General features: G+C 60.7%; 13 protein-coding genes and 1 tRNA gene. 1 reads left to right on the top strand and 13 read right to left on the bottom strand.

Annotation, left to right across the window (positions count from 1 at the left end):
* Positions 1 to 211 precede the first annotated feature (211 nt).
* Complete coding sequence (locus CR492_RS01115) at positions 212 to 2704, bottom strand: ATP-binding protein (RefSeq protein WP_102841863.1); 2493 nt, start codon at positions 2702 to 2704, stop codon at positions 212 to 214.
* A 239-nt stretch (positions 2705 to 2943) separates the two neighbouring features.
* Between CR492_RS01115 and CR492_RS01110 the strand changes: the two genes are divergently transcribed.
* Positions 2944 to 3020, top strand: a tRNA-His gene (locus CR492_RS01110).
* Positions 3021 to 3274: 254 nt separating this feature from the next.
* On the opposite strand, the gene CR492_RS01105 is transcribed toward CR492_RS01110, so the two are convergent.
* The 12 genes from CR492_RS01105 to CR492_RS01050 form a co-directional block, all read right to left on the bottom strand.
* On the bottom strand, positions 3275 to 4135 hold the full coding sequence (locus tag CR492_RS01105) for a peptidoglycan-binding domain-containing protein (protein ID WP_146030130.1): 861 nt from the start codon (positions 4133 to 4135) through the stop codon (positions 3275 to 3277).
* Positions 4136 to 4572: 437 nt separating this feature from the next.
* Positions 4573 to 6141, bottom strand: a complete 1569-nt coding sequence (locus CR492_RS01100; RefSeq protein WP_102841861.1) for a GMC family oxidoreductase — start codon at positions 6139 to 6141, stop codon at positions 4573 to 4575.
* 25 nt (positions 6142 to 6166) lie between these two features.
* Positions 6167 to 6715 (bottom strand): Twin-arginine translocation pathway signal, encoded by a 549-nt coding sequence (locus tag CR492_RS01095; RefSeq protein WP_180982384.1) that lies wholly within the window; start codon positions 6713 to 6715, stop codon positions 6167 to 6169.
* Between the two features lie 76 nt (positions 6716 to 6791).
* Positions 6792 to 7187: a VOC family protein gene (locus CR492_RS01090; protein WP_102841860.1), complete on the bottom strand. Its 396-nt coding sequence runs from the start codon at positions 7185 to 7187 to the stop codon at positions 6792 to 6794.
* A 10-nt stretch (positions 7188 to 7197) separates the two neighbouring features.
* The gene (locus tag CR492_RS01085; protein ID WP_245411919.1) at positions 7198 to 7599 is read right to left on the bottom strand and encodes a c-type cytochrome; all 402 of its coding nucleotides are present in this window, start codon (positions 7597 to 7599) and stop codon (positions 7198 to 7200) included.
* A 196-nt stretch (positions 7600 to 7795) separates the two neighbouring features.
* Complete coding sequence (locus CR492_RS01080) at positions 7796 to 8149, bottom strand: ribbon-helix-helix domain-containing protein (RefSeq protein ID WP_102841858.1); 354 nt, start codon at positions 8147 to 8149, stop codon at positions 7796 to 7798.
* 55 nt (positions 8150 to 8204) lie between these two features.
* Complete coding sequence (locus tag CR492_RS01075) at positions 8205 to 10274, bottom strand: sigma-54-dependent Fis family transcriptional regulator (RefSeq protein WP_102841857.1); 2070 nt, start codon at positions 10272 to 10274, stop codon at positions 8205 to 8207.
* 170 nt (positions 10275 to 10444) lie between these two features.
* Positions 10445 to 12085, bottom strand: coding sequence for a molecular chaperone GroEL (locus tag CR492_RS01070; RefSeq protein ID WP_102842320.1), 1641 nt, complete (start codon positions 12083 to 12085; stop codon positions 10445 to 10447).
* 151 nt (positions 12086 to 12236) lie between these two features.
* Entirely contained in the window at positions 12237 to 12557 is a 321-nt protein-coding gene (locus tag CR492_RS01065; protein ID WP_102842319.1) for an MmoB/DmpM family protein, read from the bottom strand.
* A gap of 110 nt (positions 12558 to 12667) precedes the next feature.
* Positions 12668 to 13741, bottom strand: coding sequence for an aromatic/alkene monooxygenase hydroxylase subunit beta (locus CR492_RS01060; RefSeq protein ID WP_102841856.1), 1074 nt, complete (start codon positions 13739 to 13741; stop codon positions 12668 to 12670).
* Between the two features lie 27 nt (positions 13742 to 13768).
* Positions 13769 to 14824, bottom strand: coding sequence for an NADH:ubiquinone reductase (Na(+)-transporting) subunit F (locus CR492_RS01055; protein WP_245411918.1), 1056 nt, complete (start codon positions 14822 to 14824; stop codon positions 13769 to 13771).
* 111 nt (positions 14825 to 14935) lie between these two features.
* On the bottom strand, positions 14936 to 16594 hold the full coding sequence (locus CR492_RS01050; protein ID WP_102841854.1) for a methane monooxygenase: 1659 nt from the start codon (positions 16592 to 16594) through the stop codon (positions 14936 to 14938).
* Positions 16595 to 16910 lie beyond the last annotated feature (316 nt).

Genomic DNA, 16910 nt, shown 5'->3' with positions numbered 1-16910 from the left:
CGAGCGCAATCACGCGCCGCGAGCCCGGCCGCAATGTTGGCGATCGCACCGCGCGGGCACGCATCGGGGCGGCGATAGCAGAGACTCATTGGGCCTCGCGCCCATACGTAAACAGTCCGACGGTTTTCGGCCATGGGCGCGACAAATGTTTTTTGGCGCACCCGCAATACTCGTTGCCGTCCCGGATGACCCTGAAGCCGCAAGCTCCAGCCTAGTTATGCTCCGCATTTCGACTGGCGACCACCCGCGCGGGCAGGAAGGCGACTTCGACCAACGTGCCTTCCTGGACCTTGCTTCTGATCGAGAAGGAGGCGCGATTGGCCTCGACCAGCGCCTTCGTCAGCGGCAACCCAAGCCCCGTGCCGCCGGAGCCGCGCGCGCGCGGCGCCTGACCGAATGGCTGCAGCGCCACTTCAAGATCGCCCTCCGACATGCCAACGCCCGTGTCGCGGATGCGCAAGGCGGCGCAGTTTTCGTCATTGAGCGCGGTCGACACGATCACCTGCCCGCCGCTTTGCGTGAATTTGATGGCGTTCGACAGCAGATTCAGCACGATCTGCCGCACCGAGCGCTCATCGGCAAAGATATGCGGCAGCTGCGGCGCGAGCGACAGCCGGATGACGACGCGCGCGCTGCTCGCCTGCGGCTGCATGATCGACACGCATTCGGTGACGATGCGGTTGGCGTCCACCGCCTCGAAGGACAGCTCCATCTTGCCGGCCTCGATCTTGGAGAGGTCGAGCAGATCATTGACGAGGCTCATCACCAGCGAGCCAGAACTATGGATGTCCTTCAGATAATCCTTGTAGCGCGCATTGCCGATCGGCCCGAAGCGTTCGTCAATGATCACCTCGGCAAAACCGAGGATGGCGTTGAGCGGCGTGCGGATTTCATGGCTCACCTTGGCCAAAAAGTCCGATTTGAGGGCGCTCGCCCGCTCCGCCTGCCGGCGCGCGTCGTCGAGTTCGCGCTCGACCTTTTTCCAATGCGTCATGTCGCGCAACAGCGCACAATAGCGCTGATCGCTCCCCGACGCGGCGCTGGAGCCGATCTTGCCGAGCGTCATGAAAATCGGAATCTGCCCACCCTGCCGCGTCAGTCCGAGAATTTCGCGGCCGTCGTTGAAAATTTCCGCCACCCCGTTCGATTTCAGTCCCTCGAAATAGGCGAGCGCCCTCTCGCGGCTTTCGGGCGCGATGAGAGCCGTGAAGGGCTCGCCCGCGACCTCGGCCTTGTCGTAGCAAAACAGCGCCTCGCCGGACCGGTTGAGACTCTTGATGCGGCCCGCCGAATCGATGACAGCGACGCCTTCCATCGCCGTATCGAGGATCGCATTGAGTTCGCGCGCCTCGCGCTGGTAGCGCCTCAACTCGGGCTCGGCGCCGGAGCGCGCCGCAGGCGGTTGTGGAATCAGCGAGATCGCCTCCGGCCATTGCGCCCCGCGACGCAGCGGAGCCCGCGCGACGCGCAGGCGCACGGCGCGGCCCGTCGCGTCGCGCAGCTCGAGATGCTCGGCGGAAGACGAGGGCGTCATGGCCGGCCGGATCGCTTCGCGAAATTTGGCGCTGGCGAAGTCGGCGCAGCCGAGAAGATCAAGCAGAAACCGGTTGGCGAAGAGCGCCACGCCCTCGCCGCAGACAAGAACGCCGATCGGCAGAACGTCAAACGCCGCCTTTTCGTCGCTCGAGAGGGGAGCGGGCTCCGCCGCGCTCTGGCGCGGGTTTGCGCGCGGCGCGGCCGGCCACTCCTGCTCGAGCCGGCAGGCAAGATCGGCGAGCCGCGCCCGACTGCCCGAGATCGAAGGGTCCTCGGCGCCCGGCTCGGGGCTTGACTGCGCCGCCTCGCCCGCCTCCAGCGGCGAGCGCAGCGCAATAATCTTGGAATCAAATATTTTCGCATCCCGCGCGGCGGCGCGGCGCGGGTGGATCAGGCCAAAACCGCGAAAGCCAAGCAATCGGCGGCGCGCATCGAACACCGGCGAGCCGGCGATCGTCACCGGCGCGACGAAATCCGCTCCCGTGACCGGCCAAGCGAGTTCAAGGCCGCTCCAGCTCTCTCGTGCTTCGAACAGCCGTGCGAGCTCCATCCCCTTGTCCGCATCGAAGCCGGCGACGAGACGCGCCAGTTTCTGGCCGACAAATTCCGGCGCGGATTCGCCGACGGCTTCGGGAAGATGCGGACCGACCTCGATCAGCCGATCCTCCGCGTCAGTGCGCCAGAGGAACCGCGCCGGGCCGCCGCGATCGGGCCGCCCCGCGACGACGATCCCGGCCGGCTCGACCCTCGGCGTCGCGCGAGAGCCGCGCAGATCATGCGGCATATCGAGCGCCGCCGCGAGAAACAGCGAAGGGGCGCCTTCGACGCCAAGCCTGCGGCAAAGAAAAATGAACGGCCGTTTGACGCCTTCAAAGCGCAGCCGTTCGAGCCGGGCCGGCCCGTTGAGGGGCAGGGTTTGCGCCAATTGACGCAGCCGCCCGGCCGCCCCCTCGGAGGCGGCGATGGCGCGCGACAGCTCCGGCAGTTTCGTCGCGCCGAACAGGCGCATGATCGCCGCGCTGGCGAAAATGGCGTCGCCGGGCGCGAGAGCTCCACATCCGCCGAGCGCCATCGCCGGCGTATCGGGCGCAAGACGCGGCGACAGGCTGCCTAGCGCTGCCGCGACATCCGCTTCCCCTGATCCGGGGCTGAAGCAAATCTCGGTCATCCCCTGCGGCTTTCTCCAAGACGGCTTAACAGAATGCTAACCACGTCCCGACCTGCGGTCCATTCAGCACAGCATTTTAAGCAAATATTGGTTAATTATCCTTAACCATCGAATCTGGGCACGGCGGACCGCCGCGCCGGCGCGGGATTTCGAGCTTCTTTGGCCGGCCGGGCGCGGCGGCGCCTTCACGCTTGCAATCGGCAGGCGTTCCTTTTAGGGTCCGCCGCCTGTTGGGTCGCGCCGCCATAGCTCAGTTGGTTAGAGCGCTAGATTGTGGATCTAGAGGTCCCCCGTTCGAGCCGGGGTGGCGGTACCACCAAATCACCTCGTTAGCTGATTGGACGCGCGTTCCGCTGGGGCCGCGAGTCCCTTGGAGCGAGCGAATTTCTTCCTCCGGCGATCGCCTCTCGTTGGAGGGGCTGCAGGGCGCCGCCTCTGCGCGACCTGAAAACGCGCCCGGGTCCGTTCTTTTGGCCATCGCGGCTCCCGCCACCGCGTCGATCGTGAGGAAACAGTCGCTGCCTGGGTTGACGCTCTAAATGCCTGTTCGTTGCTTCTGACGGAACAGGATCAACCAAGCTTAATTAAAACCCACGCATAGCTTGTTGAGTACCCCAGAGACGGATTTGTATTGTTTTTCAAGGTTTGAATAGCGACTTTTTCAACAATAGTCGCTATTGTTAGTAATTTTAGCATAAACACCTCCTCCCCGGCGAAGGTGATGCGACAGCCGGTTTGGGAAAGCCTGCTGATCTCGTCTATTTCATTCATGCCGTTCGGCTGGTGCGTATCCTTACGATTATAGAGCGGGGAAGATCGCAGGCAGATATCGCTGACGCTATTGTCCTCGAGGCCCGGCCCTCTCTCCGATTTATAGGTCAGTTTTCTGAGCGGCCCGCCGTCGTGGTCGCAATAAAGAGGATTACAGGAATAGTCTTCAAAGCCGAGATAGTCAGTCTCGTATGTCCCGTAGATATTGATCATCCTGCCCCAGCGGTTGGGATTTTTCGGCGTAAGGAGATGGCCCTCCACCTGAAGCGGGCGGCATTTCGAGTGATCGTGCGGCTCGCCCAGTTTATTCGTGCAGACGAATTGACTTGGGGGCGTTTTCTCGACCCCCTTCATGTCTTCATCGAGCCACGCGATGGTCCGCTTGCCGACGATCGCATCGGGTATCGTCTGACGAAGTTGCGTATTGAGTATGTTTCGTGGCGGGCCTTTATATTTCAGCACGGCGCGGGAGGTCGAAGGACCATAAAACTCCCGGGTGATTTCGTTTGCGTCAATCAAGCCAGCGCCAAGGATCGTCAAAGCCTGCTGGATCAAGGCGACATGGGCGCCTCGATCGCCTTCCAGCACATGAAACGGATCTGCGACGAGGCAGCTCTGTAAGCGGTCGTTGCCTTTGAAGTGTTCGGATTCGAGCGGCATGCCGCGCTCCAAAATGCGTTGCGTCCAATAGTGCGACTATCGATCGCCTATCAAAGTCTTACAAGCGGCGCCGCAGCGCACATCGCACAATGCGCGCCGGGACCACGCGTCCGCAGGCTCAGGAAGGGAGCGCCGCCTCGCGCCCGCTCCGCGACCGAGGAATTTGATGATGTGAAGGAAAATGCGCCGTGCTGAGACGCTGCGCCCTGAACGGAGCCAGACGATCCGCCGTCGCAAAGACAGCAGGCCGCGCCCGCGCTCTTTAGCCTCGAAGGCCAATCAGGTGCAGGGGCCGGGCGTCAGCTGGCCATTTCAGCGGCCGCCCCGAGCGTGGCGCCGCCACGCTGAAGCTCCGGCTGGGATCCGCGCAGGTTTGCCGCTCGTCGGGCTGATGTCCCTTCCAGCGCTAGCCTACGTCGCTGCAGGTCGAGTTTACGTCAGATCGTGTTGGCGCTGAGGCGCCCGGCGATATGCTCGGCCTGCCGAATCGCCAGTGCGACGATCGTCAACGTCGGATTTTCGCAGGCGCCTGTGGTGAACTGCGAACCGTCCGAGACGAAGAGATTGTTTATATCGTGGGTCTGCCCATGCTTGTTGACGACGCCGTCGCGCGGGTTCGCCGACATGCGGTTGGTGCCAAGATTATGCGTCGACGGATAAGGCGTCTGCGGAAAGACGCGCGTCGCCCCAACAGATTCATAAAGCGCCATGCCCTGCCGATAGGCGTGGTTTCTCAGGGCGACATCATTTGCATGATCATCATAATGGACGCTGGCGACTGGAAGGCCGAACTTGTCCTTGACCGTCGGATCAAGCGTGATCCTGTTTCTCTCCTGCGGCATATCCTCCCCGACAATCCAGAGTCCTGCCATATTCTGATAGGAATCCAGCGCCGAGGCGAACTCACGGCCCCACGCGCCAGGATCGAGGAAAGCGGCCATGAAGGGAAGCCCTACCGAAATGGTCTCGAACTCATAGCCGCCCGCAAAGCCGCGCGCAGGATTATGGGGCGCTTCGTCGCGGATGACGCCCGCCATGGTGGTGCCGCGATACATATGGACCGGCTCGTCAAAAATAGCGAAGACGGCGCCGGTGGTATGACGCATATAGTTGCGTCCCACCTGCCCTGACGAATTGGCGAGACCGTCGCGGAAGGTCGAGGAAGCCGAATTCAACAGAAGCCTCGGGCTTTCGATGGAATTGCCGGCGACGCAGACAACCCGCGCCTTCTGGCGCCGCAGCACGCCGGCGCTGTTCGCATAGACGACGCCGGTCGCTTTCCCGGCAGCGTCATGCTCGATGCGAACCGCTTGCGCGTCCGGACGAACCTCGAGATTGCCGGTTTCTTCGCCCTTGGGAATCTCAGTGTAAAGGGTCGACCATTTCGCGCCGGATTTGCAGCCCTGAAAGCAAAAGCCGATCTGCTGGCAGCCGCCTCGTCCGTCACGCGGTTGCGAATTGATCGCCATCCGCCCTGTATGCACCTCCTTGTAGCCGAGCTTCTTCGCGCCGGCCTCAAAGACCTTGTAATTGTTGTTTCCAGGCAGACCGGGGATGCCGTTGGTGCGCGTCACGCCCATCTTGTCTTCGGCCCTCGAATAATAGGGCTCAAGCTCATCAAGCGAGAGCGGCCAGTCGAGCAAATTCGCGCCCTGCATGTCCCCGTAATGGCTTTTCGCGCGAAACTCATAATCCTGAAAGCGCAGCGATGCGCCCGCCCAATGAATCGTCGTGCCGCCAACCGCCTTGACGATCCAGGCGGGCAAATTGGGAAAATCGCGGTGAACGCGCCATGACCCCGATGTCGTGCGCGCATCTCTCCACGAGAGCTGGGAGAAAGATGCCCATTCGTCGTTGAGGAAATCCTCGATCTCAAAGCGCTGTCCCGCCTCCAGGATCACAGTCTTGACGCCCTTCAAGGCGAGCTCGGCGCCGAGCGTTCCGCCGCCCGCGCCAGAGCCGACGATCACGACTACGGACTCGTCATTGAGATCGAATTTAGCCATCATCAAATCCTTATCCCCATGGGCCTCAAAGCCAGTTCAGATCGTTGAAGCCGCGATTGATGTAGCCGCCTTCAGACGCGCTTTCGCCCTCATAGCCGAATAAGGGCCATATCTCCTTTTGATTGTAGAGGCCGACGACGAGACCCGAACGGATCATGATGAAGAACGGACCGTCCTCTATCTCCTTCAGTATCGCCACGCGAGGGGCCTCCCACCCGATCTCTACATAGCGCACGCCATGGCGCGCCATAGCGCGGCTGTCGAGATCTGCGACGCCGCCTTCAATCAAAGCCTTGAGCTCTGGCTTTTCCGCCGCCTTGGCGTCATATCCCTTCACCGCCAGGGCGTAATATTTGTCGCTCAGGCGATCATGCGGATAGATATCGCGCGCCGCTTTGACGAGAGTCTGCATGGTGGCCGGGGCGAGCGTCTTGACCTCAAGGCCCCAGGCCTCGCCTGGATGGATGATGGCGGCGCCTGAGATAAAAATCGCCGCCGAGGCGCTCGCCGAGCCTGCGATGAAACGGCGTCGATCCATTGCCGCCGCCGGCGCCTTGCGTTCATGTGTCTTCATGGCTTTCTCCCTGACGCCGTCGCGCCGGCTTTGTATCTTTGGCCCATCGGGCGACTTCGCCGCCGCCGGCGCTCGCCTAACGATAGCGACCGTGTTTTTGCAAAACCTCGATCTTGTATCCGTCGGGATCCTGAACAAAGAAGAATCGCGCCATCAATCGTCCGCCGCGAAAGAACTCCTTGATCGGCTGGGGCTTTAGCCCCTGCGTCTCAAACCGCTTGTGCTCCGTGTCGAGGTCGTCGACGACAAACGCCAGATGGCCATATCCCTCGCCGTGGGTATAGGGCTCGATCCGGCCAAGATTCACTGTAAGTTCAACCTCGAAGTCGGCATCCTGACTGCGCAGATAGACGAGCGTGAAATCGTCGAAGGGAAAGCGGTCGGCGATTTCAAGACCGAAGGCAGCGCCATAGAAGGCGACCGATCGGCTTTCCTCCATGACGCGTATCATCATATGAATAGCTTTGGTCATCCGGCCGCTCTCACTTCGATGCCGACAGGGACTTCAGATAGTTGATCACGAGCTTTCGCTTCTGCGGATCAGCCTGGCGATAGGTCATGAACGTTCCCGGATGAGCCTCCTGGGCATTGGCGATCCATGTATCGAGCGTCGCTTCGTCCCAGATCCAATCTCCGCCTTTCAGCGCCTGCGAATAGGCAAAGCCCGCGGCGCTTCCAGCCTTGCGCCCGTAGACATCGCGCAGATTTGGACCCTGTCGCGCGCTCGCGCCCGGATCAACCGAGTGGCAAACGCCGCAACTCGCAGCAAATTGCCGCCTGCCTGGATCGACATCCTCGGCGCGCGCCGTCGCCGCGGCATGAAGCGAACCAAGCACAGCCAGCACGATCACCGGGCGATGCTTGTTCAGACCAACTCCAGTCAATTAAAACCCTCTTGCAACCAAGGGCCCGGCCAAACAGGCGCCCCATCCATCCGGCAGAATGTCGGGGCCTTCGGCGCCGCGACAGCCGTGATTTGGAAGCTACAGAGCCGCTCGATCAACAGGTAGTAAGTGACTACTACCTTCCTAAATTTTATCGCCTCGCGGCGTCATCATCAGGCGGGCCGGGCGCCAATATCTAATCAAAAAACGCAGGCTTTCCAAAATCCTTGCGCAAATCGGCAAAGCCGCGGGGTCCTGCCTCCAGCAGCGAAGGAAATTGCGCGCGAGCTCCGACTTCCGCAGCGTAGCCAATGCAGGCGCACCGCAGGAGGGCCGTGAAATTTCCGATCTCTCCTTCAAACTCAAGGCTTTCATCATGCAGTCTGGTAAGCAGACGGCCGAGCGTCGCGCCTTCGGAAGCCGCCATTTTTTCTAGGACGCGCCAAAACAGCGCCTCAAGCCGGATCGACGTCACGTGACGGCCGAGCCGCACGGAGCGCGTCTGACATTGATAGGATGACGCATCTAACTCATTGAATATCTTGCACATGGAATTCCTCGGACGTCCCTCGCCGGCGCAGCGGAGCGCCGTCTCACTTTGGGGCTCAATCAGTGATTTGATCTTGATCCGAAAGGGCCTCGCCTTCGCGCGGCGCGTCGAGCCCATAGGCGCGAAGGCGGCGATAGAGAGTCGTGCGCGCGATTCCGAGCGCCGCGGCGCTCAAGCTGATATTGCCCTGATAGCGATGCAACACACGCTCGATGTGCTGTTTGTCGAGGCTGCGCAAATCACTCGCGGAACTGGCTTCGCAACCTGGCCGGTTGGCCTCCTCGGCCCGGCGCGGCGCGGCGAGAGGCGCAGCGATGCGCTCGGGTTCGGGCGGTCGATAGTCCAGGATCTCGTCGGGAAGCCAGCCGCGCCCGATAATCGGCGTGTCACACAACAAGAGCGCGCTTTCGACGACATTGCGAAGTTCGCGAATGTTGCCAGGCCATGGATAGGTCTTGAAAATGCTCAGCACATCCGGCGGAAAGCGCCTCAAGCCGAGATCATGTTTTTTCGACAGATAGTCGACGAAATGCTGCGCCAGCAGCACAGCGTCGCCGTCACGCTTGCGCAACGGTGGAACCTTTAGCGTCGAGACATTCAATCTGTAGAGAAGGTCTCGCCGAAAGCGGCCTTTCTCCACTTCCTCGCGAAGATCGCGATTGGTCATTGCGATAAGACGGACTTTTATCGGGCGAGGCATGGTGTCGCCGACACGGCAAACCGTCCCTTCCTCCAGAACGCGCAGGAGAAAGGGCTGAAGATCGAGCGGCAGTTCGCCGATTTCGTCGAGACAGAGGGTGCCATTGTTGGCGCGCTCGAATCGCCCCAGGGCCCCATTCGCCGACGCGCCGGTAAAAGCGCCCTTGACGTAGCCAAAAAGCTCCGTGGCGATCAGCTCGCGCGAGACGGCGCCGCAGTTGAATGCGACGAACGGCCCGTCCGCGCAAGGACTGGCGTCATGCACCGCCCGGGCGAAAAGCTCCTTGCCGACGCCTGTCTCGCCTTGGATCAGCACAGGCGCATGATAAACGGCGAGTCGGCGGGCGCGATGAACAACATCGAGCATGGCGGCGCATTTGGTGACGATCGGATCGAAGGCGTTGGCGCGTTTGATCGCCGGAACCGAGGGCCGCGTCGCCGTCGCGGCGATCACGACTGCGCCAATGAGGGAATCCTCATGATGAACGGGAAGCAGATTGTCTTGGCTAATGCCGTAACGGGCAGCCGCCGCCAGATCGAAGCTTCTGCCGTCATTGCTCAGCTTCAACAGCGGCTGATCGGACTGAAAGCCCAACTCCACGCCGTCTCGCGTCTCGCCGCGCCGGGCCAGCAGACGATAGGCATGTTCATTGGCCGAGACGATCCTGCCGCTGCGATCGCAGACGATCACACCGTCAGACCATCCCCTGCCCATGGTCGAGCTATATTCCATCAGCATGCGGCGCTCGCCTTCGAGTTGCAGCGAAAGCGCCGCTTCGATCCGGCCGGCCACCATCACCGCAAAGGCGAGATTGTGCTGTTGAAATGTGCTCTTTGCCCCGGACATGTCGACAAGCCCCAGAAGAGAGCCGTCGAGCGGGTTGCGCACGGGAGCGCCGACACAAGTCCAGTTCTTGGTGAGCGCGCAGAAATGCTCGGCGCCATGAATCAGTACCGGCGAACGCGAAGCCAGAGTGGTGCCGATGCCATTCGTCCCGGCGTTGGCCTCGCTCCAGTCGGCCCCGACGACGAGATTGATGTCCCGACCCGCGTCAAGCGTCCCAGGATCGCCGACCGCGTCGAGAACGACGGCGTCGACGTCCGTCAGGATCAGCATGGAGCCTGTTCCGGTCAGGGTCTGCTGCGCTTCCGAAAAGACTTTTGACGCCGCATGGAGCAACAAGCTATTGGCGCGCAGCCGATGCTCGAATTCGCGCTGCGCGAGGATTGTTCTTGAGCCGGCAACTTTGTGGTCAATGCCGATTGCGGCGCAGCGCTCCCAGGATTTTGCCACCACGTTGCGAACCTTGAGGCGATGGGAGGCGCCCGAAAGATAATCCTCCCACGCCTTCATGATGACGCGTTCCTGCGCGGGATCGGCTCCCGCTTCGGGGGCCGCCCATTCATCCAACTGGTCAAGATTCATCGCGTCGAATGTCCCGTTGAACGTTCCCCCCGCCGGTCAGGTAAAATGCCAGCGTAGAATTGCAGCCGCCCGTCTTTGCGAACCGTCAGCCCGGCAAGTTTATTCCCTTGACCCTTTCCAAACAACCGCTATTTGCTCCCTTTTTCACCTTTGCCGCAGCGGAAATGGGCTCACGCACGCCCGAGCAATTCCGCGCCGCCGCCCCGCGCAGGGCCCGCGGTCGGATCGTTCTGCTCGATACGATCGACGATCAACGTGTTCGTTCCGAGAATGAGCTTTGCCGAAGAAACGGCGTTGCGGACCGAAGCGATGGTCACCAGTACCGGATCTATCACGCCCGCCTCGAACATATCCGCCAGTTTGCCCGAACGCGCGTCAAAGCCAACCCCCGTTGGCGCCTTGATTACCGCATCGACGATCGCGTCCGGATCGCGGCCCGCATTCTCAACAATCTGGCGCAATGGACGGCGCATCGCCGAACAGAACAGCGATATTCCCTTCGCCACGCCCGCGTTCGCGTCCGCGCTCTTTGGCGCGATCGTTCCGGCGAGTTCGGCAAGGGTCGTTCCGCCGCCGGCGACGACGCCTTGACGAAGCGCGGCGCGCCCCGCGCAAATCGCGTCGTCGAGCAATTGCAGTCGGCGCCGGCGCTCTGCTGGAGTCACGCCCCCGGCCTTGATGCGCACCGTGCCCGACGTCATTTTCGACAGCCGCTCGTCAAGCTTGTCACGTTCGATATTTTGCGGCGCGAGTTCGATCTGCTGACGGATTTGCGCGCGCCGCGCGTCAACCGCTTGAGGCGCGCCGCGTCCTTTGAGAATCATCGTCTCAAATTGCGAAGAAATGACGCTTTCGGCGCGCCCGAGATTTTCAAGCTTCGTGCGTTCGAGCAGATAGCCAAGATCCCCGGATATGACTTCGCCGCCGGTCAGGATGGCGATATCCTCCATCATTTGCTTGCGCCAATGGCCGAAATCCGGCGGATTGACCACGAGGAAGCGACCGTGGCCAACGCTTCGCGTCGCCAGCAGACCAATCAACACTTTGGGATCGAGCTCTTCGGCGATGATCAGCAGGCTGGCGCCCTTCGACTGAACCTCTTCGACCAGGGCCTGGATCTGCTCGAATCGATTGATCTTGTGATCCGTCAGTAAAATATAGGCGTCCTCCAGAATCGCCCGCATGGTCGGAACATCGGTTATCATATGATGTGACACATATCCGCGATCGAAGGAGAAGCCTTCGATGAGCTCCATGATATCGGCGTCTGTTTCCCCCTGCTCCAGCGTGATGACCCCCTCTGCGCCGACCGCCTCCAGCGCGCGCGCCACAACGTCAGAGAGCGCCGCGTCGGCCCCCGCCACCGAGGCGATGCAGCGCAGTTCGCTTGCGCCCGCGAGCGGTCTCGAGCGCGCAGTCAGAGCCTCAACCATGGCGTGCTCGGCTTCGTCCAATCCTTCGATCAGATCGGCCGCAGCGGCTCCGCCTTCAGCGAGAATCGCGACCCCTTCCTGAACCAGCGCATTTGCAAGCACGGTCGCGGTCGTCGTGCCGTCCCCGGCGATCTCCGCCGTTTGCTTCGAGACTTCGCGCACGATCTGCGCGCCGAGGTTCTCGAACCGGCATTCAAGCTCGATCTCATCGGCGATGCTGACGCCGTCGCGCGACACGATCGGCGAGCCCGTGGGTCGATCGATGATCGCGTTCAATCCGCGCGGGCCAAGCGTGCCGCCGACTGCCGCCGTAAGCTTTCCGACTCCACGCGCCAGCGCAGCGCGCGCCTGCGCCCCATGCAACATCAGCTTCGGCATATTCATCTCCCTGTTATTCTTATTGCTTGTTCTTTTGTCGGATTCAGGCTTTGCGCCAATGTTTCGCCGATGCGCGAACAACGGCCGCCGCAGCGGCCGTTGTTTCAAATGGCAAGCTCAAGCCTCCGGCCGAGGCCGCGCCGCAGCGCCCCTATTCAAAGGCCATGGCCTCTTCCATATCGCCGAAAAGAACCACAGTGTCGTCATCGAGCATGACCATTCGGCCGTAGTGGGTGGAGGTCGAGATCTCGAAAAGATACGGCGTCATCTCCCGGCCGAGCGCCTCGGTGAGCTCCTTCATATCGAAGGTGATCTTGCCTTCGCCGTCGATGCGGATCATCGCCGGCAAATAGGTAATCCGGATCCCTGGCTTTCCCTCCATGACTTCGGCGATCGCGCGCGCCTCTACGCTGTCGTTCATCGTGACGCCGCATTGGTGCGAAATCGTCTCGTCGAATCGGATCTGATCCATTGATTTGAAGATATTGGTGGTGTGTTCAGCGCTCACGAGTGAAGACTCCTCGATAAAAGGGAATAGCAGACGCGGACGGCAGGCGGCGTCCGCAAGATTTGCTCTCAATGTCAGCGCGCAAGAGGATCGAGGCCGATCGCAGTTGTGATCGAGTCGACGCGCGCGAGCTGCACGGCGAGGACTTCGTCGAACCGCGCCCGCTTATTGACCGGCAAGGACCACAGGGGCTGCAGTTGTCTCGCCGCCGCCAGCGCGCGCCCGCCATGTTCCTGCAGCCAATTTGTGAGGATCGAGCGATTCTCCGCGCCGTGAGCCGGATCTGCGACAAGCATGCTTAGCAACTCTACGCAATTGACGAGATTGCGCTCATAGTCCGCCTCACCCGCCGCAATTACCGATGGCGTGATGAAATCGTTCTGGGCGGCTGCGTCCTGCATGATGAACCCGCTGCGGAAGAGCTCGCAGATGAGCGGTTCGATGCAAACATTGGTTGCGAGAGTCTGTTCGATGTAATCATTGGTGCCCATGACGCCTTCGACAGCGGCGCGAGCGTCCTGCCACAGCGGATCCTCGAGCCAGTGCGTCTTGCCGGCGGAAAGATCGAGCGCCGGGAGATCGAGATTGAGTTCGCCAAGATAAAGCGTGATGTCCTGCGCGAACCGGATCTTGTACGAGCAATTGGTCAAAAGAACATTGTTGACCATCTGCGTGTAGCCGAGGCGCTGCGCGTGCATCAGGGCGGTGCCAAGTCCGTATTCGACGTGTTTATAAGCGCCAAGATGATCCTGCAGGATCTTGACCCATTGTTTGTCGAAGCGGTCCGGCGCGCCGGACCGGCGACCGTTCTGGATGATGTTCTGTGTTGTCCCGATAATGGTCGACTGACGCTGATAATGCGTGCGCTCCCATTCCTGGTCGGGGGCGCGGTAGGCGTGCCAGTTGGAGCTTTTGACCTTCGTCCAATCCTTGCTGTAAGTCGGGTCGCCGTTGGCGAAAGCTATGATCCATCCTTGTGCGAGATAGCGTTCCGGATCAGGCTGGACATCGACGGTGACGTCCTCGTAGTGCGTCGCCTTGCGGCCTTTCGGCTCGAAATAATTGTAGCGGCGGCTGTCCGATCCCGGAAAGGTTTTTGCGCCCGCCGCGCCCGAGACGTCTTCGTCCACCTTGACCTGAATATTCATCGCGCCATGTCCTCCTGAGCATAGTTCTTAGTTTGTCGCCGGGGTAAATTTATCGAAGTAGATACGGTCGGGCTCAACTCCCGCCATCTGCAAGACCGGCATGACGGCGTCGATCAACGGAGGTGGACCGCAGGCATAAGCGTCGGCGCCGTCGCCGATTTGCTCCGCTTTCAACCCGCGCTGAACCACTTCATGGATAAAGCCGCGTTCGCCGCTCCATTGGCCGTCTTCGGACGCGGCCGACAGGGCCGGAACGAAGCGAAAATCCGGCAATTCCGACTGAAGCTGCTGAAACCGTTTCTGCCAGAACAGATCGGCCTGCGTCCGCGCGCCATAGAACAGCCGGATCGGCCGCTGCGGCGCCTCCGCAATCTGATCCTCGAGGATCGCCAGAAGGGGCGCCAATCCCGAGCCGCCGCCGATCAGCAGCAGGGGCGCCTCATCGCGATGCTCCCGGCGGAAACACGTGCCGTAAGGTCCGCTGACGGTCACTGTCGCGCCGGGGGCCAGCGTATCGAGTTGAGACGAAAAACGCCCGCCTTGATATTTCTTGATGATGAATTCAAGCCGCCGTGGATCGCTTGGCGGATTGCCCATCGAATAGGATCGCGTCGTTGCGCTGTCCGGCAAGGTGATGTCGGCATATTGCCCGGCGAAAAACGTCATCGGGCGATCGAGAGTCACGACAAGCCGTCTGATATCCGAAGTCAACGCCTCGACGATCGCCACCTCGCCAACAAATTCGCTGACCGCGACCGAATGCGAAAGCAACTCCTCGTCGAACATCAGAAGTTCAATTTCGAGGTCGCTGAAGGGGATCGTGCGGCAGAGCAGCACATGGTTCGAATCGCGCTCCGCCTCTGGAAGCGCAAAGGTGGAATATTTAAGCATCTCCGCATCGCCATCCAAAAGCACGGCTTTACATGCGGAGCATTGGCCTTCCTTGCAGCCATGGATCAGGGCGACGCCCTGCCGGAAGCCAGCGTTAAGGACTGTCTCGCCCTCATAGACGCCGAACTCTGTGCCCGTCGGCTGCAGCCGCACCATATGCAGCGGCTTACTCGTATCAGGCTTGCTGACCAATTTCCCTCCTCCCCGCGCGCGCCCGCCACATGGGCCGGCGCGGCCGGATCGATATGCTTCTGTTGCGTCAACCGGACCGACGCCCCGCGGCGCCGGTCCATGCGTTTCGGGTTAAAGACGCTTGATGGTAAAGCCCTTCTTATAGTCGGCGATATGCTTCTCCCGGTCAGCCGGTGAAAGGTCACGCAGGATCTTGATCGGCGCCTTGATCGTGTAGCCGCGCACGTGATCGAGGGTCCACATGTCCTTTTCTTCCAGGGACAGATGCGGCTGCGCCATCAGCGTCTTGCCGTCGGGACGCACAAAGCCCATGTCCTTGATGGCGTCGGCGACATCCCAGCCGTCATATAGCTCCTCCCACTGGCGCTTGCCGCTGAAGCGGCCCATCGCCGGCGTCGGCCGACCCTGATATTCCCCGGCGAACGCCTCCTTGTGGGTCCAGCGGTCGATCTCATGACCGTAGGTATAAAGCTCACCGTCAACGACATCGGTGGTGAACTGATCGCGGATCACGCAAGGGACGAGATTCGACCAGCAGCGATGCGGATAGACATAACCGGTGTCGGCGAAAGTGATCGGAACGCTACCGGGCTTCGACAGCTTGCGGTAGTTTTCCCACCACGCGCCATATTCATTGTACCAGCCCGGATATTTATATTCGAACCATTCGAAGTCGTATTCATCAAGACCTTCGAGGCGCCAGAAATTGGCCCACCAGCCGGCCGAGAAGAACTGCGCCACCTTATGGACATAGCCCTCTTTGACGATACGGTCCCACGCCGCGTGGACATCGTCGTGATGGATCTTGATGCCGTATTTCTCGAGAGGCAGCATATAGGTGCGATAATAATCCTCATAGATCCAGCGGTGCCAAAGCTCCGCATAGGATTCCTTCTTCTTGTCGCGATGTTTCGTCCCGTATTCGACGATCGTCCCGACCGCGGCGTCGACGATGCCGTGGTTCTGCCAGAAGGCGTAACGGATATCGCGCTCGAGCAGCAAATGGTTGTCGGGGTTGTTCAGAACCGACATCAGGAACGAATGTCCGTTGCCGATATGGCGGGATTCATCCGATTGCACCGACAGAAACACCGTGGGCAAGGCATAGTCGCCGTTACGCGCAGCCTCGGAGGGCATGGCGACGAAAAGCGTGTTGGTGAAGGCGCTTTCCGCCACGACCTGAAGGTAGATATTGGCCGCGGTCACGGCGTCGCCGGTCAGGAAGGCTTCGCCAAACTGGCGCCCGATGGTCGTCGCATAGCATTTTCCGAAAGCGGCTTCCGTGATGTCGAAGCCCGCCGGATCGATATAGTTCTCCATGTACCATTTCTTGAGATTCATTTGAATCGTGGAATGGCGGAACTCATCGACCATCTGCATCGTGAAGCCGGTGCGCAATTCGTCGCCTGGCGCGAGGCGACCAAGCATGGCCATCGAACGGGCGGCGGAGATCTCCGGAAAAGGAATGATCGCCAAAAACAGCTTCATCCATTCGACCCAGCGCTGCTCCACATTACGGAACATATCGCCGCGCAGGGCCGCGTCCAACGCGCCATAGACGCGGTTGTCTTTCTCTTCCTGCATCGGAAAATAAGAGCGCAGGACTTGCTTCATCGGATCTTTTGGATGCTTCGATATTTTGTAGTCAGTCGGGAAAGTCATCGCCTCCTTGACATAGGTCGGCGTCCAGCCGAGGTCGGCGATCCTCCGCGTCGCTTCCGCGATCGGGATCCCTTTTTGTTGCGTTATGCTGTGCAAAGATAGAGACATTGATTTTCATCCTCCCCTGGCGGCGTTTGAGCTGGTTGAGCCGCTGTTGGCCGCCTGCTGCTGCGCGATGGTTCAAGGTTTCATCGCAAGCCGTGGCGGCGCGATTGCTTCGCCCCATCCACAATGCTTTTTAGCAACCTGCATGCCAGACCATAACTCGCATATTATCAATGTGTTACGTATACTCTCAGGCTACGCTTTCAATCTTCGATTGTCCTCTGTTGCAAGACGAAACAGTTTCGCGACACAAACTCCCTGCTCCATTTCGTGACGCGCTCGTCGCCTTCAGCATTGCTTTCGTTTGTGGAAAAAAGAA

Origin of the sequence: Methylocella silvestris (assembly GCF_002891535.1) — a bacterium.
Lineage (GTDB): Bacteria > Pseudomonadota > Alphaproteobacteria > Rhizobiales > Beijerinckiaceae > Methylocapsa > Methylocapsa silvestris_A.
Note: the sequence above shows the minus strand (reverse complement) of the source record. Positions and strands in the feature narration are given on the sequence as shown.